This is a genomic window from Haemophilus parainfluenzae, from assembly GCF_003253005.1.
Lineage (GTDB): Bacteria > Pseudomonadota > Gammaproteobacteria > Enterobacterales > Pasteurellaceae > Haemophilus_D > Haemophilus_D parainfluenzae_M.
In genome coordinates this window covers 153,873-178,146 of record NZ_QEPZ01000003.1, presented here as the reverse complement: position 1 = coordinate 178,146, position 24,274 = coordinate 153,873, and the positions used below count along the sequence as shown (strand labels likewise).

The following is a 24,274-nucleotide window of genomic DNA, read 5'->3' as shown; positions in this document are numbered from 1 at the left end:
TCTTAGGGAGTTACGATATGGCATTGTTGGAAATGAAACATATCACAAAAAAATTTGGTGATGTGACCGCACTTCATAATATATCTATTGAATTAGAAGCGGGGGAAATTTTATCTTTATGTGGTGAAAATGGATCTGGAAAATCTACATTAATGAAAATACTTTGCGGTATTTATCCTTGTGGAGATTACAGTGGTGATATTTACTTTTCAGAAAGTGAACTAAAAGCAAGGAATATTAGAGATACTGAAGAAAAAGGCATTTCAATTATTCATCAAGAACTTACTCTCGTAAAGAATATGTCTGTATTGGAGAATATTTTTTTGGGTAACGAAATAACTCATAAAGGTTTGACAGCCGATAATGAAATGTACTTACGTTGCAAAAATTTATTACAGCAGGTGCAATTAGATGTTGATCCCAATACACGAGTAGGAGAATTAGGTTTAGGGCAACAGCAATTAGTTGAAATAGCTAAGGCTTTGAATAAACAAGTAAGACTTCTTATCTTAGATGAACCAACGGCTTCACTTACTGAAAAAGAAACGAAAATTTTGTTAAATCTTATTAAGGATCTTAAAGCACACAATATCGCTTGTATTTATATTTCCCATAAACTCAATGAAGTTAAAGCTATCTCTGACAAAATTTGCGTCATTCGTGATGGTGAACATGTTGGTACGAAAGACGCTTCAACAATGACAGAAGATGACATTATCACCATGATGGTAGGTAGGGAAATTACCTCTCTTTATCCACATGAACCTCATGAAATTAAAGATGAAATTTTACGAGTAGAAAATCTTTCTGCTTGGCATCCAATCAATACACATATTAAGCGTGTTGATAACGTAAGTTTTAGTCTTCATGAGGGGGAAATTTTAGGTGTTGCAGGTTTAGTTGGTTCAGGTCGTACAGATATGGTGCAATGCTTATTTGGGTATTATGAAGGTAAGTTTGAAGGAAATATTTTTATCAATCAAAAACAAGTAAATATCAAAAATTGTGCCCAAGCGATTGAACATAAAATTGTGATGGTTCCTGAAGATCGGAAGAAACACGGCATTGTTTCTATTATGGGCGTTGGAAAAAACATTACGCTTTCTTCTTTGAAATCTTATTGTTTTGGAAAAATGGTAGTTAATGAAGCAAAAGAAGAGCAAATAATTGGCTCATCCATCAAACGACTAAAGGTGAAAACTTTTTCACCAGATTTACCAATAGGACGACTTAGTGGCGGCAATCAACAGAAAGCGATTCTTGCAAAATGTTTATTGTTAAATCCTAAAATACTGATTTTAGATGAACCAACAAGAGGAATTGATGTTGGTGCGAAATATGAAATTTATAAGTTAATTAACCAATTAGCACAAGAAGGGATTGCGATTATTGTCATTTCATCAGAACTACCAGAAGTTTTAGGCATTAGTGATAGAGTTCTTGTTATGCATCAAGGTAAACTTAAAGCTAGTCTTATCAATACTGCTCTTACTCAAGAACAAGTTATGGAAACAGCACTTAAGGAGTAATCTATGTTTAAGTTAAAATCCGTAAATTTACAAGTTTACATTATGTTAATAGCTATTGCCGTCATTATGGCATTCTTTAGTGTTGCTACTGATGGAGCTTATTTAAGTGCAAGAAATATTTCTAACTTGTTACGCCAAACTTCAATTACCGGCATTCTTGCAATTGGAATGGTTTTTGTCATTATTTCTGCTGAAATTGACTTATCTGTTGGTTCACTTATGGGCCTACTGGGCGGATTTGCAGCTATTGCCGATGTTTGGTGGGGCTTCCCATTACCTGTAACTATTATTGCAACAATTGCTCTTGGTTTAATTTTTGGTATTTGGAATGGTTGGTGGGTGGCTTATCGCAAAGTGCCATCCTTCATTGTCACACTTGCAGGTTATCTCGCATTCCGTGGAATTTTGATTGGTTTGACTAATGGCACAACTGTATCTCCTATTAGTGTAACTATGACAGTTATTGGGCAAGGTTATTTATCAGATATTGCAGGGGGTATCTTAGGTGGTATTGTAGTTATTGGATTTGTTCTTTGGGGAAATTATCAACGTAGAAGTCGCCAACAGCTTCAACTGGAAGTGTCTGCATTATCAAAAGATTTTACGAAATATGCTTTGTTTGCAGTAATTGTATTAGGTGCAATTTATTTACTTAATGATTATCGTGGCATTCCATTTCCTGTTTTAGTACTGTCAGTTCTTGCAATCTTAGGGTTATTCCTCTCTCGTAAAACTTCATTCGGTCGCCACGTTTATGCGATTGGAGGCAATATTGATGCGGCAAAATTATCTGGTATCAATGTAGAGAAAACAAAACTGATTATATTTGCAATGAATGGTGTGTTAGTTGCAATAGCAGGGTTGATTTTAAGTGCTCGTTTAGGTGCAGGTTCACCATCTGCTGGGCAAAATGCAGAACTAGATGCGATTGCAGCTTGTGTCATTGGAGGGGCAAGCTTAGCTGGTGGTGTAGGAAGTGTGTTTGGGGTCGTTATTGGCGCACTTATCATCGCATCGCTTGATAATGGTATGAGTATGCTTGATGTGCCAACTTTTTGGCAATATATTGTCAAAGGTGGCATTTTGTTACTTGCTGTATGGATAGATACTAGTAATAAGAAAAAGATGTAATTATTAATTTTAAACCGTCATTTATAAAATGGCGGTTTTTTAATTTTATAGAAATGGTTACCTAACATACTGGTTTCTAGATGATGAAGTTTTTCATCTTTTTATGAAAAAACAAGTTCTTATCCGTTACATTATTTAATCTTTTATAGTGATTATTTACAATTGTGGACTAGATCACAGTTGTGAAAAAACGTAATAGATAAAGTAGTTTTAGTAATTTTAATTCTTTCCTTCTTTGACTAAAGTAAATTTGCCTTATACATCAGGAGGAATAATGAATAATTTTTATAATTTTGATGTGATTATTGATCGCCTAAATACATTTAGTGCTAAATGGAATGTAGATAATGATATTATTCCAATGTCTGTTGCGGATATGGATATTCCAGCACCTCAAGTGATGATAGATGAATTAGAAAAATTTAATCGTTTAGGAATTTATGGTTATACTGAATTACCAGCCGACTATCACAAGATAATCAGTGATTATATTTTCGAACAATATCATTATTCTGTTCTCTCTGAAAAAATTGTATTTTGCCCAAGAATAATTCAAGCCATATCTATTTATATACGAGCATTTACAAAAGAAACTGATGGAATATGCATTCTATCACCTTCATATAGTCCAATATTAAACACGATAAAATTAAATGACAGAAAATTATATAAATGTCCTTTGGTTTATGAGAATAGAAAGTATCGTATTGATTTTAATTTATTAGAGGAATGTTTTGAACATTCTAAAGTATTTGTTTTAATTTCTCCTCATAACCCAACTGGAACGATTTGGAACAAAGAAGTCCTTATTGAAATTATAAACTTAGCTAAAAAATATAATGTATTTATCATTTCCGATGATGTCCATGCAGACTTTACATTAACAAATAATTCCCACTATCTAATATCATCATTAGATGAATGGGTAGCAAATCACTCAATGATCTGTTTATCTCCAGCAAAAACTTTTAATATTCCTGGATTGGAAATAGCTAACCTAATTATTGAGAATAAAGAAATTCGAGAAAAATTTATAAAAGAAATGATGGCATTAGGTATACATAATCCAAATTATTTCTCTATACCAGCCATTATTTCGCTGTATAAATATTGTACTGACTGGGTGATCTATCTAAAAGAATACATAAAGAATAATAAGAAGATAGTAAAAGAATTTTTCAATGAGTATATTCCATTATTAGATATTACTGAAAGTGATGGAACTTATTTACTTTGGATAAACTATAAAAAGCTAAGTATAAATGAAAATGAATTAGCTTATTGGATTAATAATTTATCAAGAGTAAAAGTATCTTTGGGGAGTGAATTTGGCAAAGAGGGAGACGGTTTCTTTCGTATGAATGTCGCTATGCCTAGAGAAAAATTATTAGAAGCATTGAATCGAATCAAAAATGGGTTTTGTTTATTAAACAATAGGGAGATTTAATATGAAAACCACTCATCGTACAAGAATGCCAACAACATTAGAAGCTTTTTCACCAATCATAGTGATGCTATTACTGTTAGGGCTTGGGTATGCTTTATTTGATTTGCCAGCAGAGCCATTAATGATTATTTCAACGGTATTTGCTGGTTTTTTAGTTATTAAATTAGGTCATTGCTATTTAGATATTTTAGACGCCATTTCAGAAAAAATAGCTAAAACAATGCCTGCGCTATTAATTTTAATTACTGTAGGATTATTAATTGGAACTTGGATTAGTGGAGGAACAATTCCTATGATGATCTACTACGGACTAAAAGCGATATCACCAGAATATCTTTATGTGACAGCTTTATTCCTTACTGCTATTGTTTCTATTTGTACTGGAACCTCTTGGGGGTCCGCAGGGACTGTTGGGGTGGCATTTATGGGAGTTGCGATTGGATTAGACGCCAATTTGGCTGCTACAGCAGGTGCTGTAGTCGCGGGTGCGTATTTTGGAGATAAATTATCGCCATTATCTGATACAACCAATATTGCATCCGCAGCTGCTGGCGTAGATTTATATGAGCATATCTCTCACTTACTTTATACAACATTACCATCTTTTATTCTTTCGGCTACTGTCTATGTTGTATATGGTTTAAACTACGATTTTTCTAATGTGGCTACTCCAGAAAAAGTAAATACAATGATTCATGAGCTAGAGCAAGTTTATCATTTTAACTTTCTATTACTTATTCCAGTCGCTATTGTATTATGGGGCTCTATTACTAAGAAACCGACTATTCCAGTGATGTTATTATCAGCATTTATCGCAATTATTAATGCTATCTTAATTCAAAAATTCTCTCTATCTGATGTGATTAATAGCGCAGTTAATGGATTTGATACCTCAATGATTCACCATACTTCAGTTAGCTCTGATTTAAGTCGTTTGTTGAATCGTGGTGGAATGAATTCAATGATGGGAACACTATTAATTTGTTTCTGTGCATTATCATTTGCTGGTGTATTACAATTGAGCGGTGCATTAACTGTAATTATTCAAAAATTACTCACCTTTGTTCATTCAACTCTTTCTTTGATTATTACAACGATTCTTTGCGGTCTAACAATGATTGGGATTACTTGTAATGGGCAAATTTCTATTCTAATTCCAGGAGAAATGCTTAAAGATGCGTATGTAGAAAAAGGATTACATCCAAAAAATCTAAGTCGAACAGCTGAAGATTCTGCTACGATTATTGAACCAATTTTACCTTGGACTGCAGCAGGTGCATATATGGCGGGAACTTTAGGGGTAGCTACATTATCTTATTTACCTTGGGCAGTGTTGTGTTGGAGTGGGATTATATTTGCTGTTATTTATGGTGCAAGTGGCATAGGTATTGCAAAACTAAAAAAATAAACATGGTATTGAATATAAAATAGCTAGTTATTCTGGCTATTTTTATCTTGAAGCTAAATATCTTTTCTATTATAACTTAAACAGAAGTTTCCCATAGATAAGGATATAAAATGACGGAACAATACTACAAAATTGCCCTCTTATTTAATGCAAACAAGGTGTATGATCGGCAGGTGGTGGAGGGTATTGGACAATATATTCAGGCATCACAATGTATGTGGGATATTTTTGTAGAAGATGAATTTGTCTATCATACTAATACCATTAATCAACTTTCTATTGATGGTATTATTGCGGACTTTGATGATCCGAAAACCGTCGAATTGTTGCAACATACTCTTATTCCTACTATCGCAGTCGGCAGTTCTTATAAACAAGTTGATTTTTATCCTCACTTTCCTTATGTAGCAACAGATAATGCAGCATTGGTTGAAATGGCTTTATCTCATTTACAGGAGAAGGGGCTGTCACAGTTTGCGTTTTATGGTTTGCAAGTAAATACTCATAAGCATTGGTCTATAGAACGAAGAGATGCTTTTGTAGAGTTGATGGAGAAAAATCATTATCCTATTTACCTATATGAGGGGGTGCAGGTTCATGCTCAAAATTGGTTGGAAGAGCAACAAAAGCTAATTGTCTGGTTAAAATCTCTTCCTTCTCATACTGGTATTATTGCTGTTACGGATGCGCGTGCTCGTCATTTGTTGCAGGCTTGTGAGTACAGTAAAATTGCTGTACCTGAAGAGCTTTGTGTGATTGGTATTGATAATGAAGAATTGATCCAATATTTATCGCGAGTATCTCTTTCTTCTGTAGAGCAAGGAGCAAGAGAAATTGGATATCAAGCAGCAAAGTTATTACATAAATTATTTAATGGACAAAAAGCTCCTAGCACACCTATTTTAATTCCGCCAATTACAGTTCATACACGAAATTCTACTGATTATCGTTCCTTGAGCGATCCTCTTGTTATACAAGCTATGCATTATATTCGTCACCGGGCATGCCATGGTATTAAAGTAGAACAGGTTTTGGACCATTTGGAAATATCGCGCTCTAATCTTGAACAACGTTTTAAAAACGAAATGGATAGAACAATACACCAAGTTATTCATGAAGAAAAAATCGCTAGAGCTAAAAATTTATTAGAACAAACTGATATTTCTATTCAAGAAATTGCAGATATTTGTGGTTATCCTTCTGTTCAATATTTTTATTCTGTGTTTAAGAAAGAATTCGAAATGACTCCTAAAGAGTTTCGACTAAATTGTTAAAGGAGCATATTTTTATTCAACTCTGTGCCATAATAACAAGTATTTTTGACCGCACTTTTATCTGAAAGACAGAAAATGAATATTCTAATTATTGGCCCTTCTTGGGTTGGCGATATGATGATGTCACACAGTTTGTACCAGCAACTGAAAATTCAATATCCAAACTGCAATATTGATGTGATGGCACCGAATTGGTGTAAGCCTTTGCTTGCGCGTATGCCAGAGGTGCGTAAGGCGATTGAAATGCCATTAGGGCACGGAGCCTTTGAATTGGGAACGCGTTATCGTTTAGGAAAGTCTTTGCGTGAACAATATGGCATGGCGATTGTTTTGCCTAATTCATTGAAATCTGCGTTTATTCCTTTTTTTGCAAAAATTATCCATCGTCGTGGTTGGAAAGGCGAAAGCCGTTACATTTTATTGAATGATTTACGAGCCAATAAAAAAGATTATCCAATGATGGTGCAGCGTTATGTTGCATTGGCTTTTGAAAAAGATGCTGTACCAAAAGCTGATGATATTCCTGTCTTAAAACCCTATTTGACGGTTGAGCCAGCGCAACAAACTCAAACCTTAAAAAAATTTGAAAAACAAACCGCACTTTTAGGCGAACGTCCAATTATTGGGTTCTGTCCTGGGGCTGAATTTGGTCCAGCAAAACGTTGGCCTCACTACCATTATGCTAAATTGGCAGAAATGCTCATTGAAAAAGGCTATGCGGTAGAATTATTTGGTTCACCAAAAGATGTAGAAGCAGGAGAGCAAATTCGCAATGTATTGCCTGTTGAACTTCAACCATTCTGTTTGAATTTGGCTGGACAAACTAACCTGAATCAAGCGGTGGATTTAATTGCCAACTGCACGGCAGTGGTGAGCAATGATAGCGGCTTAATGCATATTGCGGCAGCCACAGATCGCCCATTGGTTGCGCTTTATGGCCCAACTAGCCCAACGTATACACCTCCATTATCAGATAAAGCCGTGATTATTCGTTTAATTGAAGGCGATTTAATTAAAGTGCGTAAAAGCACAGATAGCTCGGAAGGGTATCATCAAAGTTTGATTGATATTACACCGGAAATGGCATTAGAAAAATTAGAGGCATTATTAGCAAAATGAACCCTATTCGCATACATTTACAATTAATTGGAATGGTGATTTTATGGGGCGCCTCTTGGCCTTGGGGACGAGTGGTTGCCCAAGCTATGCCGACATTTATTGCTTCAAGCGTGCGCTTTTTTTTCGCCATTATTCCACTCATTATTTGGCTATATGCGGCGAATCGTTTCAAATATGCTAAACAACTGCGACCTAATCAATGGGTGGGGTTATTGTTAACGGCTTTGCTTGGGATTTTTGGTTATTCGACTTTCTTTATTTGGGGTTTGAAATATGTTCCAGCAGGGCAAGGAACGATGGTTGTTGCCTCTAATCCTGTCTTTACGATGTTTTTTGCTATTTTATTATTTAAAGAAAAATGGAATCGCTGGGTTGTATTAGGGATGATTATTGCCATTAGCGGTTCTTTGTTAGCCATGACAAAAGGGAATCCAACACATCTCTTACAAAATTTTGGATTCGGTCAAATGTTATTGCTTTGTGCTTTAGTTTGCTGGGTTGCTTATACTTTATTGGCTCGTAAAGTATTAATCGGAATTGATTCTCTCACCGCTACCACGATTTCTTCTACTTTTGGTTTTTTCATGCTGACGTTGGCAGCATTATGGACGGAAAGTGCGGAAGATTGGGCAACCGTATTTCAATTAAATGGATCGCAATGGTTTAGTTTACTTGGTCTTGCATTTGGCTCAACGGTATTGGCTTATGCATGGTATTTTGATGGTGTGAAACACTTAGGGGCAGGCAATGCCTCGGCTTACATTATTCTTGTGCCGATTTTAGGCATTTTATTTTCAGCCGTTTGGTTGAATGAACAAGTGGATTCCTTCTTAATTATTGGGGGCATTTTAGCCGTATCTGGGCTTGGGATTATGCACTGGGGAAGAAGGTTAATTAAATGAAAGTATGTGTGATTAAGACTTCCTCTATGGGGGATGTGATTCATACTTTACCGGCATTGACTGATGCACAGCGTGCTATTCCTAATTTATCTATTGATTGGGTGGTGGAAGAGAATTTTGCCGAAATCCCACGTTGGTATTCGGCCGTGAATCGCGTGATTCCTATTGCTTTGCGCCGTTGGCGTAAATCACCTTTTTCCATTCAAACAAGAAATGAGTGGAAAAATTACCGCACTTTGTTGCAGGCCGAAAACTATGATGCGGTAATTGATGCACAAGGGCTTTTTAAAAGTGCCTTTTTTGCGACACGCTTAGCCAATGGCATTAAGCATGGCTATGATCGCAAAAGTATCCGAGAGCCGATTGCTTCATTTTTCTACGATAAAAAATACGCGATTTCCTATCAACAACATGCGGTAGAACGTATTCGCCAACTTTTTTCTCAAGCCTTATCTTATCCATTACCGAAAGGAAAAGGGGATTATGATATTGCTCGTCATTTTATTTCCGTTGATGCTATCAAACCTTATGTGCTCTTTTTTCACGCTACAACAAGGGATGAAAAGCATTGGCCAGAACGTGAATGGCGAAATTTAATTGAAAAACTGACTGCACTTTCTATTCAAGTTCGTTTACCTTGGGGGAATGAAAAAGAAAAGACGAGAGCAGAGCGATTGGCTGTTGGCTTATCTCATGTAGTTGTTTTGCCTAGGCTTTCATTGCATGAATTGGCTGAACAAATTGCCAATGCAAAAGCCGTTGTATCGGTAGACACAGGGCTTGCCCATTTGACTGCCGCACTGGATAAACCCAATATTACGCTTTATGGTGCAACTGATCCTAAATTGATTGGCTGTTATGGTAAAAATCAGCATTACTTATCGGCAAGTTCAATGGAAAATATTAAGTCAGATCAAGTGTTTTCAATGCTAAATTTATTAATTAAATAGGCGATAAAATAATCAAAAATATATTTATCGGGATTGATTTTAGTCAAAATATTGCCTATTTTCTGATAGTTGGAATAATTTAAGGTTGACCATTTAGGTTGTAGTGTATAAACTGAAAAAAGTTCAATTTTTTAATAAACTTCATTAAATAATAGGGAAAGCGTTATGAAAAAAACACTTCTTGCTTTATCTGTAGCGGCATTAGCAGCAGGTTCTGCACAAGCTTATAACTTCCACATTGACCAAACTGGTACAGATGTTGGTTTTTACGGTTCTTTACGTGCGAAATGGGAAAGCACCTCTAACAAAACTAACTATGTAAATGGTGATGTAACTAAAGAGCACATCAACCATGCAGTTGATAACGATGGTTCACGTTTTGGCTTTAAATTAAAACAAAGTTTAGGTGGCGACTTCTATGCTTTAGGTCGTGCGGAATGGCGTATGCGTGGTGATGCGCCTTCACAACACGATTTTGATCATGTTTATACTCGCCAACTTTATGCTGGTTTTGGCCACAAACAATTCGGTGAGTTAACTTACGGTAACATGGTAACTATCACTGATGAAGTAACACAAAGTGATTTAGCAAATACTTATAGCTTGACTGATGGTTTATTAGAGACTTCAGCTCGTCGTGTAACACAATATGTTTATAATGGTGACTATGGTTCAAATAAAGTGAAATTTGGTGCGTACTACGGCGGTTCAAGCAAACGTAACATCAAAAACGTGGATTTAAAAAATAACCGTAAAAACACTTGGGGTACAGGTCTTATCTTTGATCATGAAATTGATAGTATCCAAAATGTAACTGTCGCAGCAGGTTTCACTCGTGAAATCTCTGAAAATGCTAACAAAACGGAATACTACAGCAATGCTTATGCTTTAGGTTTAGCATATAACTTTGTTCACACTACTTATGGTTTAGACCTTGCTCACAAAGATACTAAAAATAAAGATGGTGCAGGTAACAAAGTAAAAAATAATGAAGTGACTGCAGTAATTCGCCAAGGTTTAAATGAAGACTGGAATGTATATGCAATGTATTCTTACAAAACTGAGAAAACTTTACCTGTAGGTTCTGCATATTCAAAATCAACAGATCGCCAATTCTTAATGGGTACCGAGTACTATGTATTTAAACAAGGTTCTTTAAAAGTGAAACCATTCTTAGAATGGCAAGCAACTCGTACTAAATATGAAAACAGCACTGTAGATCGTAGCCGTGATTTCAAAACTGTTATCGGTTTACGTGCATACTGGTAATTTATCAGTTTAATTTAATAAAGCGAGCGGATAGTGAAAGCTATCCGCTTTTCTTTTTGGCTTGTAATTTTGATTTTCACCCCCATAATACTGCACAGACACGAAGTGCGGTAACAAAACGACTCTTTTTTGAACGTTTTAGATTTATTCACAAAATTGACCGCACTTTTTACTCAAAGAATAAATAGGAACAAATAATGAATTATACTCAAGATAATGACAAACTTTACCGTTACCTTTTTCAAAACCGTGCAGTGCGTGGTGAATGGGTGCGATTAAACCAAACTTTTACTGATACCTTGAATACTCATCATTATCCAAAAGCAGTACAAAACTTATTGGGTGAGATGATGGTAGCAACTAATTTGTTGACCGCAACATTAAAATTTAACGGTAATATTACTGTTCAAATTCAAGGTGATGGCCCATTAAAATTAGCTTTAGTAAATGGTAATGACCAACAACAGATCCGTGCATTAGCACGTGTACAAGGTAATATTCAAGATGGTATGAGCCTTCATGATATGATCGGCAAAGGCGTATTAGTGATTACGATTGCGCCAACTGAAGGTGAACGTTATCAAGGCGTTATCGGTTTAGATAAACCAACGATTACGGAATGTTTAGAAGATTATTTTGTTCGTTCAGAACAATTACAAACCCAACTTATTATTCGTACAGGTGAATATGAAGGCAAACCAGTTGCTGCAGGGATGTTGTTGCAAATCATGCCCGATGGGCAAGGTACGCCAGAGGATTTTGAGCATTTAACTACGTTGGCGGCAACCGTAAAAGATCAGGAGTTATTTGGATTACCCGCGGAAGAATTGCTTTATCGTTTATATCACGAAGAAGTAGTGGAAGTGTTTGAACCGCAAACTGTTTCTTTCTTCTGTGGCTGCTCACCTGAGCGTTCAGGGGCAGCATTGTTGCTGATTCCAGAAGCTGAAATTGAGGAAATCTTAGAGGAGCATAAAGGCAGCATTGATATGCAGTGTGAATGTTGTGGCACGCATTACTTCTTCAATAAAGAAGCGATTGATAAACTCAAACAAGCCCAATAAGAAAAATCCCCGTTCATGATAACGGGGATTTTTTTATGCACTTTTATTGTTGAACTTGTTCTAAGCAATGTTTGATGGCATCTGGAATCGAGCCACCATGATTTTTATTGGGAATGGAAATAAACTCTACGGAATTACCTTGTTTTTTCAATATTTCCGCCAATTGATGCGCATTGATTGTTCTCATTTGTTTCCGTTGATTAATTCGTTGTAATTGTTCTTCAGTCATATTCGGATCCTCTTCAGGATGCTCTTCATAATAGCCTAATGTAATCAGAATATGTGATGGTTTTTGGCTAATCCATGGTTCATTTTGAGGTAGAAATGAGCCATTCCCCCACCAAAGAGAAGGGCTTGCCAAGGTGTAATGTTGAAATAAATCCGGTTGATGGAAGAGTACATACAATCCAAATAATCCACCAAAAGAATGACCGAAGAAATATTGTTTTTCCTTATTTATATCGAAATGCTGTTCAATATAAGGCTTTACATCTTCTTGAATAAAACGTAAAAAATCGGCGGCTTTTCCTCCTTTAGCAAATTCAGCACCTTCAGCTGGAAACGTGTAGTCTCTCATTCGTTCCTCAATCGCATAAGCTTTATCAGATACATAACCGATACCGACAATAAGCGGGAGCGGTTTATTGGGATTGACAGCATTCACCGCTAGTGGAAATTGAGCATTGCCATCTAACGTATAAAGTGCGGTCAGTTTTTGTGATGTTTTTGGCGGTACCGCAATAAATAAACGATAATGTTTGTTTTCAAAGGTAAAATCTTTTTGTTGAATTTGATACATTTTTTTCATGCTTTCTTGAATAGGTGGAATTTTAAAATCGGGTTCAGCTTGCGTGCTTTGTGTAAATATCAGCAGAGAAAATAAAAAAGGTAAACGTAGAAATGAGAACATCGTTATCGAGTATTAAGTTGATAATGGTTATCACTATATCGAAAATGTGATGGGTAAATCAACCTTATTGTATTTTCGCCTCTTAAGCCACCCAAAAATAGGTAGAAATTTCTAATGAATGTTCAAAAATGAGATCTAGTTAACATTTTTTTTCTGGTAATTCACCTACAATGTCTACAGGAAAAATTTTTAGACTTTAACCAAGAGGTGAACTATGACTGATGTTAAAAACGTAATTAAAGAACTTGAAGCCGTTGGCATTCGTAACGTACAAGAAGTGGTTTATAACCCAAGTTATGAACAACTTTTTGAAGAAGAAACGAAACCAGGTTTAGAAGGTTTTGAAAAAGGTACGCTTACCACAACTGGTGCGGTGGCAGTAGATACTGGGATCTTTACTGGTCGTTCACCGAAAGATAAGTATATCGTTTTAGATGACACTACAAAAGATACCGTATGGTGGACATCTGATGTAGCTAAAAACGATAACAAACCAATGACTCAAGAAACTTGGTCAAGCCTGAAAGGTCTTGTGACTAAACAACTTTCTGGTAAACGTTTATTTGTGGTGGATGGTTTCTGTGGTGCAAGTGAAAAAGACCGTATTGCGGTTCGTATTGTGACGGAAGTAGCATGGCAAGCACACTTTGTGAAAAATATGTTCATTCGTCCAACAGAAGAACAATTACAAACCTTTAAACCAGATTTCGTGGTAATGAATGGTTCTAAATGCACCAACCCGAACTGGAAAGAACAGGGGTTGAACTCTGAAAACTTCGTCGCATTCAACTTGACTGAACGTATTCAATTAATCGGCGGTACTTGGTATGGCGGCGAAATGAAGAAAGGTATGTTCTCCATGATGAACTACTTCTTACCACTTAAAGGTGTAGGTGCAATGCACTGTTCTGCTAACGTAGGTAAAGACGGTGATGTAGCCGTATTCTTCGGTTTATCAGGTACAGGTAAAACTACGCTGTCTACCGATCCGAAACGTCAATTAATTGGTGATGATGAACACGGTTGGGATGATGTAGGTATCTTCAACTTTGAAGGTGGTTGCTACGCAAAAACTATCCATCTTTCTGAAGAAAATGAACCAGATATCTACCGTGCGATCCGCCGTGATGCATTATTAGAAAACGTCGTTGTTCGTGCTGACGGTTCAGTTGATTTTGATGACGGTTCTAAAACTGAAAATACTCGTGTGTCTTATCCAATTTATCACATTGATAATATTGTTAAACCGGTGTCTCGCGCAGGACATGCAACGAAAGTCATTTTCTTAACTGCGGATGCATTCGGTGTATTACCGCCAGTGTCTAAATTGACACCAGAGCAAACCAAATACTACTTCTTATCGGGCTTTACTGCTAAATTAGCTGGTACAGAGCGTGGTATTACTGAGCCGACTCCAACTTTCTCTGCTTGTTTCGGTGCAGCATTCTTAACTTTACATCCAACGCAATATGCTCAAGTGTTAGTTAAACGTATGCAAGCGGCAGGTGCAGAAGCGTATTTGGTAAATACTGGCTGGAACGGTACAGGTAAACGTATCTCAATTAAAGATACGCGTGGTATTATCGATGCTATCTTAGATGGTTCTATCGAAAAAGCTGAAATGGGCGAGTTACCAATCTTTAATTTAGCGATTCCAAAAGCATTACCTGGTGTAGATTCTGCGATCTTAGACCCACGTGATACTTATGCGGATAAAGCACAATGGGAAGCGAAAGCGAAAGACCTTGCAGGACGTTTCGTGAAAAACTTCGAAAAATATGCGACTAATGCAGAAGGTAAAGCACTTATCGCAGCAGGTCCAAAAGCTTAATTAGAGAATATAGTTATCTAATTGAACATTTCTAAAAATAACCGCACTTTGGTTTTTAAATCAAAGTGCGGTTTTTTATATTAATTTTTTATGTGAATGATATTTTCTGATATGGTGAGAAGAGACCAATATTGTTACTACCCTACAATAAAGCTTTATATTTAGAGAAGTGATAGTAGGTTATTTCAAAATAAACATTGGTGTATTGCTGATAGGATCACGATGAATGATGACATCCAAATCAAAAACATCCTTCAGCAATTCTTCGGTCATCACTTCATCAGGTGTGCCTTGTGCCATTACGGCACCTTTTTTCATGACGATTAAGTGATCGCAATAGCGACAGGCTTGGTTGAGGTCATGTAACACCGTAATCACGGTTTTACCGTTTTGTTGCATTTGTCGCATCATGCCCATGAGTTCTGCTTGGCGGTTTAAATCCAGATAAGTGGTAGGCTCATCGAGTAGCACTAATTCGGCATCTTGCGCAAGTGTCATGGCTAAAAATACCCGTTGTTGTTGACCACCAGATAAATCAGAAACCAACTGTTCGGCGAGTTCGGCAGTTTGTGTTTGCGCCATCGCCCAATTAACTAATTCTTCATCTTTTTGGCTAAGTTTGCCCCAAAGATTTAAGTAAGGCGAACGCCCGTAGGCGATCAATTCCCGCACTTTAATCCCTTCGGGTACCAAGTGTTGCTGCGGGAGAAAAGCCAATTCTTGGGCATATTCTTTAGGGCTTTTTTGCCAAATATCCTGACCTTTATGGGTGATTGAGCCTTGTTTTGGTTTAAGCAAGCGAGCCACTGCTTTTAATGTGGTGGATTTACAACAACCATTTGGACCAATTAACGCAATCACTTTATTTTTCGGGAACTTTAGTGACAGATTTTTAACGACGAGTTTATCTTGATAACCTAAAGATAAATTATTGATTTCAATGCTCATTATTTAGTTCTCATCAATAAGTAGAAGAAATATGGCGCACCGATAATCGCGGTCAGAATACCCGCTGGCAGTTCAGTTGGTGGGTCAATCACCCGCGCCAAAATATCCGAAAGTTGTAATAAGAGGGCGCCAATAATCAAGGCTGCCGGTAATAGGGTACGATGTCTGCCGCCGACTAAACGACGGGCAAGATGTGGAGCCACCAAGCCTAAAAAGGCAATCGGACCACAAATTGCCACGGCTGTAGTAGAAAGGGCCACCGCTAACACTAAAACGCTGATTTGCACTTTATTTACGGTCACGCCCAAGGTGGAGGCTTTGTTTTCACCTAAACCAAGGGTGTCGAGATCACGACAGAAAATAAATGGCAAGGGTAGCAATACCACTAACCATGGCAATACCACATTTAAATAAGACCAGCTACGCCCCCACAGGCTTCCTGTGAGCCATAACATCGCCGTATTGATCTCGACCGGATTGGTAAGCATTAGATAATGACTAATAGCTGCCCACAATGCGGACAGTGCGACTCCAATGATTGCCATTTTGATAGGGCGGAAGTTAAAACCGCACACGATCCATAAAATGACAAAAGAGAGCACACCACCTAAAAAGGCAAAAATCGGCATCCAGTAAAATGCTAAGTTTGGCAAGAACATCAATACCGAAACAGCAATTAACCCCGCTGCATTGTTAATCCCTAAAATATCGGGAGAGGCAAGTGGATTACGCACCACGCTTTGTACGAGCACACCAGAAATCGCTAAGGCACCGCCTAATAAAATCGCTAATACCGCACGGGGTAGGCGATATTCCATCAAGGTAAAATAGTTTTTATCATCAGGCTGAAAGGCCGCCCAAATTTCCTCAAAGGAAAGCGTATAAGTGCCGAGACGAATACTCAACCCAAAGAGCAGTACCATTAGACTAAGCGTGACGACATAAAAGCTGATAGCACGAAAAGATACATGAGAGGTTCGCATTAGTGTCTTCCTCTGGCAAATAATACAAAGACTGGTGCACCGATTAAGGCAAGCACCGCACCAGCTGGTACTTCACTAGGGAAGTTGACCGCGCGGGCAATGGTATCTGCAGCGAGCATTAAAATTGCACCGAGTAACATCGCCATAGGGAGCGATTTTCGCAAGTCATAACCAATCCAATAGCGAGCAAGATGAGGCACGAGTAAGCCGATAAAGGCAACTGGACCGGCAACACTCACGCTTGAACCCACAATCAATAATGCAATGATATTAGCGTACCAGCGTAAACGAAAGAGATTGATGCCTAGTGAACGCGCGGATTCATCACTTAAATTGAGTAAATTTAAACGGCTAGCAAAAAGCAGACAGAAAAGTGCGGTCAAAATAAAGAATGGAAATAACGTCAATAATTCATTCCAACGAGCATGTGCAATGCCACCCGCTAGCCAACTCATAATACCGAAGGCATGATCTTCAGCGATAATGAGCACTAATTTTGTGAGCGCTGCACACAGTAGTGATACCGCAATCCCCGCTAAAATCACTCGGCTACGATCTCCACTGTTGTCTTTCCAACCATTGCTGATCAGCATTACCACAAACCAACTCAGACCGCCGCCGATGCTAGCCACTAAAGCAATACTATAACCAGAAAGAATCAAAGGGCTAAAAGCACTGGCACTAACCATAGCAAGGCTGGCTCCCGAGTTTACGCTGAGTAGCGTAGGTGAGGCCAGTGGATTGCGGGTAATGGTTTGTAACAACGCTCCCGCCACCGCAAGATTGGCGCCTAAAATCATGCCAACTAATGCACGCGGTAGGCGTAAATCGGTAACCGTAATTTTGACAATTTCATCTCCATCGGGAAGGAACGCTTGTAACGCTACAAGCGGTCGGATTTCGATGGGATAATACAAAAACAGGCTTCCCCATAATAGGAAAGCCAGAATGATAAGGGGAAGTCCCCAACGGAAAGTGGGCTTCATCATTATTTTTGTTTCACGAAACCTTCAATTTGTTTTGCCATAATTTTGCTCGCTTCTAAGCCGCGACCACGCGCCCACATGTCCGAGTCAACGCTGTAAACATGATTTGCTTTTACGGCAGGAATCGCTTTCCAAAGTGGCTCAGCTTCCCATTTGCGCGCAATACTTTCATCACGGTAATGGGCGATGAACAAGTATTCTGGTTTTTCCATCACTAATTGTTCAAGGTTGATTTCAACAGAAGCCTGATCGCTATTGAGTTTGGTTGGGGCAAAACCTAATGTTGTTAAGAAACTACCCACATAACCATTGGCATTTTGGATATTAAATTTATCTTCTCGGGAAGTACCAAATGAGGCTTTTTTGCCTTGTACACCTAGATTTTTTGCAATGTTGGCGATGTAATCATTATGTTCATTGATCTTCGCTTTCATTTCAGCGCTTTTACCCACTAAATCACCAATTTTCTGTGCGGTTTCAAGATTTCCTTGGTAGCTTTCATGACGGGAATCAAACATCACCGTTGGTGCGATTTTTTTCAATTCTTCAAACACCGCTGTGTGACGGGAAGGATCGGCAATAATTAAATCGGGTTTGAGGGAAGCAATCACTTCAAGACTCGGTTGAGAACGCGTGCCAACGGATTGCCATGCAGCAATTTTTTCGCGCACTTGCGGCAAAATACGATCGATTTTGTTATCGTCGGCCACACCTACTGGGCTAACTCCGACTTGGGCTAAAGCATCCACAAAAGAATATTCCAATGCCACAACACGGCTTGGGGTTTTATCAAGGGTAAATTCACCTTTTGCATCTTTAACCGTCACGGCACTAGCAAATGCAGACGCCATTAATAATGCAGAAGCTAAAGTGGTTTTTAATAATTTTTTCATGTTGTGTCCTCAATAATAAAAAGCATTAGGATTATACATTCAAACAATGTTATTGAGAATAGTTATATTTTAGCTATTTGGTCGGATCTCTCTATTTTGCCCGCATTCTGGCAAGTAAACTGACGGCAATAATAATGACTAATGAACCAATCCAGAAATTTAGGCTTGGTACGTTATCCCAGAATAACCAGTCACAGATACTGGAAAAAATGACACCGGTAAAAGCAAAAGGCGTAATGACATTGGCAGGCGCGTATTTAAAGGCGCGAGTGAGTAATAATTGGAAAATAAGACCGAATCCACCCACTAAAAGCAGTAATGTGAATCCATGTAGTGTTGGTATTTCCCATTGAGCAATAAAAAAGAGCGGCAACAAAATCGAGCCTAATAAGTGAAAGTAAAACACGATATTTTTAGGTGAGTTGTGTTTATTGAGCTCTTGTAAACTGATAAACGCCATCGCAGCCAATACTGCAGCACCCAAAGCATAGCCTACATGGATAGGGTTGATATTCATTGAACCGTTGGTCAGCATAATGATGGATACACCGATAAAACCCATAAAACTGCAAGCTAATACTTTTAATGGCGTTCTGACTTTAAAGAAAAACAGTAGTAAAGGCACAAAAAGTGCGGACGTATTCATCAATAAAATCGCAATAGAAATCGGCAAATATTTAATGGCGTAGAAGGTTAGCAACATACTGGCAATGCCGGCGAGGTTGCGCAAAACGAGAAATTTCCATTGCGACATATCGACTTTGAAATCTCCATCTTTAATCAAAAAGGGCAAGAGAAAAACAAAACCAATAAAGAAGCGGGAAAATAAAATTTCACTGGACGGTAATTCATCAGAGGCGTATTTTACAAATACGCCCATTAAGGCAATGCTGATGTAAGCTAACACCATACAAACAACAGCTTTTTGATAATGATTGCGGAGATGTATGTTTGGCATAAGGGTTCCTTGCACAACGTGCGGTAAAAAAATTGCCTTATTTTGTAAGAAAATGGGTTTGTCTTCGTCTAATCAAATGTAAGCTGAAGATTTTTCTATAATAAGGAAAGAAAATGAAATATACAAAAACATTTCTCATATTGACCGCACTTTTTGGCGGTTTGCAAAGTAGTTTAACGTATGCTGATCACACAGAATCATCAAAGGAGCAAAAAATGACAATGGAAAGTAAACAAGAACAACAAATTATTTATCTTGCTGGTGGCTGCTTTTGGGGATTAGAAGCTTATATGGAACGCATTCAAGGCGTGACTGATGCCGTTTCTGGCTATGCCAATGGAAAAGGCGATACCACGAATTATCAATTATTGCATGCAACAGATCATGCAGAAACGGTGAAAGTCACTTACGATCCAAATAAAATTTCGTTAGATAAATTGCTGCAATATTATTTCCGTGTTATCGACCCAACCAGTATCAATAAGCAAGGCAATGATCGTGGCAGACAATATCGCACGGGCATTTATTATCAAAACGAACAAGATAAAGCCGTTATTGAAGCGGCATTGAAAACTTTACAAAGTAAATATCAAGAACCGATTCAAATTGAAGTGGAACCGCTGAAAAATTATGTAGAGGCGGAAGAGTATCATCAGGATTATCTCAAGAAAAACCCGAATGGCTATTGTCATATCGACATCAAAAAAGCCGATGAGCCATTAATTGATGATAAAAAATACCCAAAACCAAGTGATACAGAATTAAAGCAAAAATTGACAGCACTTCAATATGATGTGACGCAAGGCAAACATACAGAACGTTCTTTTAGTAACGAATATTGGGATAATTTCGCGCCTGGTATTTATGTGGATATCACCACGGGAGAACCGTTATTTTCTTCCAAAGATAAGTTTGAATCCGGTTGTGGTTGGCCAAGTTTTACCAAACCGATTGCCGCTGAAGTGGCGGAGTATCAAAGAGATAATAGCTTTAATATGACTCGTATTGAGGTGTTAAGTCGCAGTGGTCATGCCCATTTAGGCCATGTGTTTGATGATGGTCCGCGTGATAAAGGTGGTTTGCGTTATTGCATTAACAGCGCATCGATTAAGTTTATTCCATTAGATGAAATGGAAAAACAAGGCTATGGCGATTTGATTCCCTTTGTGAAATAAGAGGAAAAAATGAGAAAAATATTGACCGCACTTTTATTGTTTTTGAGTCCATTGAGTTTTGCACAAGAGAAAGTGTCTTTGGCTGATGTTCCCTTGAAAACGTTGGATAATCAAACCGTCTCTTTATCACAATATCAAGGCAAGCCGCTTTATATCAAAATGTGGGCATCCTGGTGTCCAATTTGCTTGGCTGGTTTAGCGGAAATTGACGATCTTAGTGCTAATAAGAATTTGGATTTTAATGTGATTACAATTGCCTCACCTGGACAAAAGAACGAACAAAATAGCCAAAAATTTATCAATTGGTATAAGGGGCTAGATTATAAAAATATCACGGTATTATTGGATGAAAATGGGGAAATTATTAAACGTGCTAATGTGTTAGGCTATCCGTTTAATTTGCTATTGGATAAGGATTTAAACCTTATCAAAGCACAACCTGGACATTTGAATTCAGATCAAATTAAACAATTTGTGAAGGAATAAAAAAAGTGCGGTCATTTGATCTGCACCCCAAAACCTGGACACCTAATTTGAGGTGCAGATTATGTCCTACTCTTATCAATTTCGTTTGAAAATTATCAAACTCGTCACTGAACAGAATTATGGTATCCGTGAGGTGGCTAAACTTCATAAAATTTCCCATGCTCTCGTCATTTATTGGCTAAAAGCATTTCGAGAAAGAGGGCTTGATGGCGTAAAATCGCCTTATACAAACCTTCAAACCCCGAAAATAGTGAAGCCAAAGATGAAAAAGAAAGACATTGAAATTCCAGAAACCACAGACTTTTCACCTAAAGCGTTTAAAAAGCTGCAGCGAGAGCTCGCCTTGGCTCGAGCGGAGATTGCTTATCTAAAGGAGTTGGAGGCGCTCGACCGTCAAAAGCAGCGACAGAAAAAAGAAAAATTATTGAAAGATTGAAGCCAAACCACGCATTAAATGATTTACTTCATGTGGCTAAAATGGCTCGCTCAAGCTTTTACTATAAAGAGATTAAGCGAAATTATCACGAAGCTAAAGAAGCTATTTTATCGCTGTATAAAAAGAACAGAAAACGAGATGGTTATCGCCCAATGACACTCAAATTACGCCAAATGGGTTTTAATTTGAATCATAAGACGGTGTTAAAGCTAATGAACGAGTTAGGTATTCATTCCATTTTACGCAAAAAAAGACATGGAAAACGTGGAAAAACATCGCATATTGCCCCGAATTTGCTGAATCGAGATTTTACAGCAACGGCACTCAATCAAAAATGGGTAACGGATGTAACGGAATTTCATGTTGGGCAAGAAAAGCTTTATTTTTCACCGTTGATGGACCTGGCTAACCGAGAAGTTATTGCCTATAACTTTGCAACACGCCCGAAGTTTTCATTGGTAAAAAAGATGTTAGAACAAGGGCTTAGTAGGATTAAACCGACAGAATGCCCGATTATTCATAGCGACCAAGGCGTATTGTATGGCTCGGCGGAATGGGTAAAGATGTTGGAGGGTAAAGCGGTGCAAAGTATAAGTCGCCGAGGACATTGCTACGATAATGCGGTGATTGAAAGCTTTTTTGCGATATTAAAATCCGAGTGCTTTTACTCACGGAGTTATCATTCAATTGCTGAATTACAGGCTGAAATTGAAGAATATTTGGTGTATTACAACCAAAAACGAATTAAACTTGCTTTCAAAGGATTGAGCCCAGTGCAATACCGAGCTCAATATTTAAGTTAACTAACCTGTCCAACTTTTGGGGGGCAGATCATATTTTTTATTTTATCGCTGCTATGAATAAATTTGCTTTTCCCTTTCTTCTTACTCTTTTTTCATCAAATGTTTGGGCTGATGATATCACCCAATCGCTCCAACAATCTAAACAGCAATTCTCTGAGCTACAGAGCCAAAATCAACAACGTTGGTTAGAACAACATCAATTCCAATCTACTTCTCAAGCGGTTGAAAATGGCGATTTCTCGCAAATTTGTTTAGATTATCAAGGTGTGAAATTTAAAGGAATAACGCTTATTGATCCAATGCCTTTTGCACCTAAATCGAGCGAATGTTTGAATGAAGCTCGTCTTAATCAGCTGAGCCAACAACTTACTCAAGCCTATGTGAGAAAAGGCTACATTCACAACCCTTTTCAGTTTGAAGACGATCAATCAGGCGTTTTAACCCTGCATGTATTTGAGGGCAAAATTGCTGCTATAGAAAGCGATAATAAGCGGTTTAATTTAAGCCAAATTTTGCCAAATGCGATAGGTAAACCACTGAAAGTGCAAGATCTCGACCAAGCACTGGATCAAGCGAATCGCATCACGGGAAACAGCGTTTCTGTTGATGTTTTGCCAGCTAAAAATGGCGAAGTTAAACTGAAATTTACGAACGAACCAATTTCTCGTTTCAATGGTTCAATTGGATTGGATAATTACGCGTCAAGAACCTACGATCGTTGGCAGGTACGTTCCTCTGTTAGCATTAGCACCCCTTTTGGCTTATCAGATACGCTTTATCTAAGCGGTTCGCATACACTAAAATTTCGTCATCAATTTAGCCGCTCGGCATTGCTCTATTATTCCTTACCTTATGGTTATTGGACATTCAGTGGCTTTGTTTCTATTTCCCAATTTAAAACGCCGCTCTCACTTCAGACATTAAGCCTGCAACAAAAAGGGCAAACTCTCCAAACGGGATTAACCGCAGATTATGTTTTCCATCGTGGTTCTAACCATATTTCAACATTTTCAACGCAGATCGAGAAAATTAACAGCAAAAACCGACTGGATGATGTGGTTTTAGATCTTCAAAGTCCTAAATTAACGAGCATTTCTATTGGGCTAAATCATTTGCAGCTGTTTGAAAATGCCACTTTTGTTACTGATTTCCGCTATGAACAGGGGCGAAATAAAGGTGAAAACCAGCCAGAAGATCGTTTTAGCCGTTGGAATTTTGAGCTGAAATTTAACCGCTATCAACCGATTGGTGAACAACTTTTTCGCCATTCTCATCAGCTCACAGCACAATATAGCCGCGATTATTTGCCTTCGATTAAACAAGAAGATTTAACGGGACGAAATAGGGTGAGAGGCTTAAATGATTTGAGCTTATCGGCTGAGAAAAATATTGTTTTACACAACGATATTGCTTGGGTAAAAGCAACCGAATTCGGTACATTTTCGCCTTACGTTGGCATTGATTTTGGCGTACAAAAATCAACACAAGCGAATACTCAGCGAGAACAAGCCTTTGCTTATTCTGTTGGGTTGAATTGGGAGCAGAAAGCCTTTCAAGCTAACCTTGAATGGGCAATGGGGCGATTGTTTTCGAAAACTGATGGTGTCAAACAAGAGCGATTAGTGTTGGGAAGCATCAGCTATAAATTCTAAGCTTATTACACTAATGCACACTTGATTTTTTACTCAATAAATTATTTTTTTGTGAAGCAGATCACATTTTTACTCCATAAATAACTGGTCTAACCTATCCATTTTTGCTTTAATACGAGC

General features: G+C 37.9%; 21 protein-coding genes and 1 pseudogene. 16 read left to right on the top strand and 6 right to left on the bottom strand.

Going from position 1 to position 24,274, the window contains the following annotated elements:
• Nucleotides 1-17: 17 nt before the first annotated feature.
• From xylG to hslO, 10 genes are all read left to right on the top strand, one after another.
• Nucleotides 18-1,529 carry a D-xylose ABC transporter ATP-binding protein gene (gene xylG / locus DPV97_RS05175; protein WP_070714376.1) on the top strand — a complete coding sequence of 504 codons (1,512 nt, stop codon included), beginning with the start codon at nucleotides 18-20 and terminating at the stop codon, nucleotides 1,527-1,529.
• Nucleotides 1,530-1,532: 3 nt separating this feature from the next.
• On the top strand, nucleotides 1,533-2,660 hold the full coding sequence (locus tag DPV97_RS05170; RefSeq protein ID WP_070714377.1) for a sugar ABC transporter permease: 1,128 nt from the start codon (nucleotides 1,533-1,535) through the stop codon (nucleotides 2,658-2,660).
• 274 nt (nucleotides 2,661-2,934) lie between these two features.
• Nucleotides 2,935-4,107, top strand: a complete 1,173-nt coding sequence (locus DPV97_RS05165; RefSeq protein ID WP_070714379.1) for a MalY/PatB family protein — start codon at nucleotides 2,935-2,937, stop codon at nucleotides 4,105-4,107.
• A 1-nt stretch (nucleotide 4,108) separates the two neighbouring features.
• Nucleotides 4,109-5,515, top strand: a complete 1,407-nt coding sequence (gene nhaC, locus DPV97_RS05160) for a Na+/H+ antiporter NhaC (protein ID WP_070714381.1) — start codon at nucleotides 4,109-4,111, stop codon at nucleotides 5,513-5,515.
• Nucleotides 5,516-5,625: 110 nt separating this feature from the next.
• A complete protein-coding gene (locus tag DPV97_RS05155) occupies nucleotides 5,626-6,789 on the top strand; it encodes a XylR family transcriptional regulator (RefSeq protein WP_070714383.1) in 1,164 nt (387 codons plus the stop codon).
• Between the two features lie 75 nt (nucleotides 6,790-6,864).
• A complete protein-coding gene (waaF, locus tag DPV97_RS05150) occupies nucleotides 6,865-7,908 on the top strand; it encodes a lipopolysaccharide heptosyltransferase II (RefSeq protein WP_070714384.1) in 1,044 nt (347 codons plus the stop codon).
• Nucleotides 7,905-8,810: a DMT family transporter gene (locus tag DPV97_RS05145; RefSeq protein ID WP_070714386.1), complete on the top strand. Its 906-nt coding sequence runs from the start codon at nucleotides 7,905-7,907 to the stop codon at nucleotides 8,808-8,810. The genes waaF and DPV97_RS05145 overlap by 4 nt, the downstream gene beginning before the upstream one ends.
• Nucleotides 8,807-9,760 (top strand): lipopolysaccharide heptosyltransferase RfaC, encoded by a 954-nt coding sequence (gene rfaC, locus DPV97_RS05140; protein WP_070714388.1) that lies wholly within the window; start codon nucleotides 8,807-8,809, stop codon nucleotides 9,758-9,760. The genes DPV97_RS05145 and rfaC overlap by 4 nt, the downstream gene beginning before the upstream one ends.
• Before the next feature lie 165 nt (nucleotides 9,761-9,925).
• Nucleotides 9,926-11,029: a porin gene (locus DPV97_RS05135; RefSeq protein ID WP_070714389.1), complete on the top strand. Its 1,104-nt coding sequence runs from the start codon at nucleotides 9,926-9,928 to the stop codon at nucleotides 11,027-11,029.
• A gap of 197 nt (nucleotides 11,030-11,226) precedes the next feature.
• Nucleotides 11,227-12,093, top strand: coding sequence for an Hsp33 family molecular chaperone HslO (hslO, locus tag DPV97_RS05130; RefSeq protein ID WP_070714391.1), 867 nt, complete (start codon nucleotides 11,227-11,229; stop codon nucleotides 12,091-12,093).
• 43 nt (nucleotides 12,094-12,136) lie between these two features.
• On the opposite strand, the gene DPV97_RS05125 is transcribed toward hslO, so the two are convergent.
• A complete protein-coding gene (locus DPV97_RS05125) occupies nucleotides 12,137-12,961 on the bottom strand; it encodes an alpha/beta hydrolase (protein WP_083313305.1) in 825 nt (274 codons plus the stop codon).
• A gap of 256 nt (nucleotides 12,962-13,217) precedes the next feature.
• Here DPV97_RS05125 and pckA point away from each other — a divergent pair, with 256 nt between their 5' ends.
• A complete protein-coding gene (gene pckA, locus DPV97_RS05120; RefSeq protein ID WP_070714394.1) occupies nucleotides 13,218-14,834 on the top strand; it encodes a phosphoenolpyruvate carboxykinase (ATP) in 1,617 nt (538 codons plus the stop codon).
• A gap of 180 nt (nucleotides 14,835-15,014) precedes the next feature.
• Here the strand turns inward: pckA and fecE are convergent, their stop codons facing one another.
• The 5 genes from fecE to DPV97_RS05095 all read right to left on the bottom strand — a co-directional run bounded on the left by fecE (nucleotide 15,015) and on the right by DPV97_RS05095 (nucleotide 19,602).
• Complete coding sequence (fecE, locus tag DPV97_RS05115) at nucleotides 15,015-15,782, bottom strand: Fe(3+) dicitrate ABC transporter ATP-binding protein FecE (RefSeq protein ID WP_049374859.1); 768 nt, start codon at nucleotides 15,780-15,782, stop codon at nucleotides 15,015-15,017.
• A complete protein-coding gene (gene fecD, locus DPV97_RS05110) occupies nucleotides 15,782-16,765 on the bottom strand; it encodes a Fe(3+) dicitrate ABC transporter permease subunit FecD (protein ID WP_005698902.1) in 984 nt (327 codons plus the stop codon). The genes fecE and fecD overlap by 1 nt, the downstream gene beginning before the upstream one ends.
• Nucleotides 16,765-17,754: an iron-dicitrate ABC transporter permease FecC gene (gene fecC, locus DPV97_RS05105; RefSeq protein WP_032804137.1), complete on the bottom strand. Its 990-nt coding sequence runs from the start codon at nucleotides 17,752-17,754 to the stop codon at nucleotides 16,765-16,767. The genes fecD and fecC overlap by 1 nt, the downstream gene beginning before the upstream one ends.
• On the bottom strand, nucleotides 17,754-18,644 hold the full coding sequence (locus DPV97_RS05100; protein ID WP_005698903.1) for a Fe(3+) dicitrate ABC transporter substrate-binding protein: 891 nt from the start codon (nucleotides 18,642-18,644) through the stop codon (nucleotides 17,754-17,756). The genes fecC and DPV97_RS05100 overlap by 1 nt, the downstream gene beginning before the upstream one ends.
• A gap of 91 nt (nucleotides 18,645-18,735) precedes the next feature.
• Entirely contained in the window at nucleotides 18,736-19,602 is an 867-nt protein-coding gene (locus DPV97_RS05095; protein ID WP_005698936.1) for a DMT family transporter, read from the bottom strand.
• Between the two features lie 113 nt (nucleotides 19,603-19,715).
• Between DPV97_RS05095 and msrAB the strand changes: the two genes are divergently transcribed.
• The 5 genes and pseudogenes from msrAB (at nucleotide 19,716) to DPV97_RS05070 (ending at nucleotide 24,154) form a co-directional block, all read left to right on the top strand.
• Nucleotides 19,716-20,777, top strand: coding sequence for a bifunctional peptide-methionine (S)-S-oxide reductase MsrA/peptide-methionine (R)-S-oxide reductase MsrB (gene msrAB / locus DPV97_RS05090; protein WP_049374864.1), 1,062 nt, complete (start codon nucleotides 19,716-19,718; stop codon nucleotides 20,775-20,777).
• Nucleotides 20,778-20,786: 9 nt separating this feature from the next.
• The gene (locus DPV97_RS05085; RefSeq protein ID WP_049363989.1) at nucleotides 20,787-21,263 is read left to right on the top strand and encodes a redoxin family protein; all 477 of its coding nucleotides are present in this window, start codon (nucleotides 20,787-20,789) and stop codon (nucleotides 21,261-21,263) included.
• A 61-nt stretch (nucleotides 21,264-21,324) separates the two neighbouring features.
• A complete protein-coding gene (locus DPV97_RS05080) occupies nucleotides 21,325-21,699 on the top strand; it encodes a transposase (protein ID WP_049363855.1) in 375 nt (124 codons plus the stop codon).
• A pseudogene (locus DPV97_RS05075) lies at nucleotides 21,681-22,502 on the top strand (IS3 family transposase); the annotation flags it as partial. The gene DPV97_RS05080 and the pseudogene DPV97_RS05075, both read left to right, overlap by 19 nt.
• A 53-nt stretch (nucleotides 22,503-22,555) precedes the next feature.
• Entirely contained in the window at nucleotides 22,556-24,154 is a 1,599-nt protein-coding gene (locus DPV97_RS05070) for a ShlB/FhaC/HecB family hemolysin secretion/activation protein (protein ID WP_049363849.1), read from the top strand.
• Nucleotides 24,155-24,274 lie beyond the last annotated feature (120 nt).